At 61.7% G+C, this 576-nt stretch carries 1 pseudogene; it reads left to right on the plus strand.

The window, feature by feature from the left end:
* Window positions 1–576 (plus strand): annotated as a pseudogene (locus AC1DLB_RS31650) (beta strand repeat-containing protein); the annotation flags it as partial.

The following is a 576-nucleotide window of genomic DNA, read 5'->3' on the forward strand; positions in this document are numbered from 1 at the left end:
ACCAGCTACGCCACTTTCTCCATGGCGGCCAACGTTGAGCGCCTGACGTATACCGGGGCGGCAGCCTTTACCGGTTACGGCAACGCCAGCGACAACATCATCAGCGGCGGTGCCGGTAATGACGTGCTGTTTGGTGGCGGCGGTGCAGAYCAGTTYTTYGGCGGCGCCGGTATGGACACTGTCGGCTACACCGACAGCACCGTGGCGGTGAACCTCAACCTGAAAACTGGCGTGCACTCCGGGATCGCGGCAGGYGACACCTTCACCGACATCGAAATGATCCGTGGCTCCAGCTACAACGACACCTTTGTCGCCGATGATCGGGTGATGGGCTTCGACGGSGGCGCGGGGATCGACACGGTCGACTACTCGACGTCTGCCGAAGCGATCAACGTCGATATCCGTACCGGCGGCGGGCGCCCCGGMATYGGTGGTGACGCGCAAGGCGACACCCTGGTCAACATCGAAAAGGTCATCGGTACGGGGTTCAACGACACGTTCAACGTTGACCTGAGCACCGTGACCCTTGATGGGGGCGCGGGTGATGATGTCTACATCATCAACGGTTCTGGCGGC

Source organism: Pseudomonas sp. 05N434 (assembly GCF_056396965.1).